Here is a 2,067-nt window from a genome sequence, read left to right as displayed (position 1 = left end):
ATCTTTGAAAAGTACTACTTTTTCGGTTTCGCGTTACCGAAGGTTTAGTTCAACAATATATTGTAGCAATTAAGGCTTTGGTTATTAATTTATTTACTGTTTTGTACTTGGTTTAATTGGGTCTTTAATCGAAGCATTAGGTGTACTTTTCCTTAACTGCAACAATAATGAACGTTATAGCCAATTTTAGAAAACAGAAAAAACAGAAATATGAGTGATTTTTATCAAGGAATAATTAATGGTATAAGTGAACACTATTGGAGGCCATTATCAAAATATATCGCCGACAATCCATCTTTATTATCTTCTTTTCCTGCTTTTTTAATTAAAAATGAAATGATTGTCATTTATATTGGAATTGACCATATAGCTGTTGAATATTTTGGGGAAGAGCAAATAGACGAACTACCTGATGAAATTGAAACTAAAATAAAAATATTAGATTATTCAGATACTAAAAATTTATTAGAAGATATTATTGGTTTTAAATACAATTCCAAGGTGAATATTATATTTCCTTTACCTGAGTTTTCATTAGATTGGGTTTTACCAACAAATGAAGGTTTTGATTTAATGATACAAAATAAATGGAATTGGATAGCTCAAGATTCAATATTGAGTATTAATTCACCAATGCTAAAACCAATTGTAAATAAATTTCATAGAATAATAAACTCAAGGTTTTATGATGCAGATGATAATGGATTAAAAACGCGTCACGTTAAATGGTTAGATTTTATCCCAATAGAAAAAAATGAAGTGGCAAATGGAGAAGAATTTAAAATAAATATTGGTCCTTTAAAATCTCTTGTAGAAAATGATGCAAGATATATTTATCCAATGCCGAACAAAGATGATTACAAATACTTTAAATTACCAATAATTAATAGATTTATAGAATTGATCGGGAATAAAGAAACTTCAGAACCTGATATAACAAGCTTTTTAGAACAAGATGACCATAAATTTATACTTACTATGGGATTTTTTGCTAAAAATATTTATTCACAAGTTCTTTGTAAATGGCAATCGGAGAATAGAAATGATATTAAGCCAGACTTTCTAATTGAAAAGCCAAATGATTATTCTGATATAGTTGAATTTAAACTGCCAAATCTTAAATCTAAATCAATTGTTGGTATAGAAAATAGAGAATCTTTTTCAGCCGAAATAAACTCATATATTTCTCAAACAAGAGTGTATAAAGAATATTTTGAAGATCCTAATAATAGAACTTGGTTAGAGAATAATCATAACATAAAAGTAAGATATCCTAAAAGATTTCTTGTAATGGGTCGAAGATGGGATTTCAAAAATGAAGAGTGGAAAGATATTTGTGAAGAGTTTAATCAACTTGAGATTTTAACATATGATGACCTAATTGAAGGTGTTGTTTCTCAATTTTACGTGTAAAAAAAACTGGCTATAACAGATAAGGTTTCGTTGCGGCTGCAAGCCGAACAATGAAACCTGTGTTGAACGGAACCGTTCATTGGCAGGAACTATGGAGTTATCGTAAAGTTTAGAGAGAGAATATTAAGAGGATTTAGTATCCTCTTTTTTTGTGCGGTAAAATCAAGATGGTTTTTACGTGTTTTCCTTTCCCGAAGTTTCAAGATTAGGCACACGTACCCTTACCCATAATTTAGCTTTTACAGGGAATGGAGTTTTGGCTACCGCCAAGATACCATCCCGAGGCTTCGGGAGGTGGACCACGCTGGTCAAAAACCGCTATCCGATGTAAATTGCCCATTTTACAACACGGACATTTAGGCAAAAAAGGCTTCTTTTCTACTTTTTCTAGCACTTTTACTTTGAGTTTCTCTTGTAAAAGCTTCAATTTTTGACGCTTCCATGTGCTGCTCAAAAAACCGTAATGTCGTATTTTCACAAAACGTTTAGGCAAAATATGCAACGCAAAACGCCGAATAAATTCTTGATGAGTCAGTGTCATCTTCTTTTTTGCACCTGCTATTCGGTAATCTTTGTAATCAAAAGTCACATTTTGCCCGTCAATACTTTTAATTCTCTGGTTACTAATGGCGATTTTATGGGTGTAACGTCCCA

Annotated in this window: 2 protein-coding genes; one reads left to right on the top strand and one right to left on the bottom strand. The window is 31.2% G+C overall.

Going from position 1 to position 2,067, the window contains the following annotated elements:
- The first annotated feature begins 210 nt into the window (after positions 1 to 210).
- Complete coding sequence (locus AC061C_RS15630; RefSeq protein WP_478291939.1) at positions 211 to 1,413, top strand: Shedu anti-phage system protein SduA domain-containing protein; 1,203 nt, start codon at positions 211 to 213, stop codon at positions 1,411 to 1,413.
- A 232-nt stretch (positions 1,414 to 1,645) separates the two neighbouring features.
- On the opposite strand, the gene AC061C_RS15625 is transcribed toward AC061C_RS15630, so the two are convergent.
- A partial coding sequence (locus AC061C_RS15625) for a transposase (protein WP_478291938.1) occupies positions 1,646 to 2,067 on the bottom strand: 422 nt, incomplete at its 5' end.

This window comes from Flavobacterium sp. GNP010 (assembly GCF_056428945.1).
Note: the sequence above shows the minus strand (reverse complement) of the source record. Positions and strands in the feature narration are given on the sequence as shown.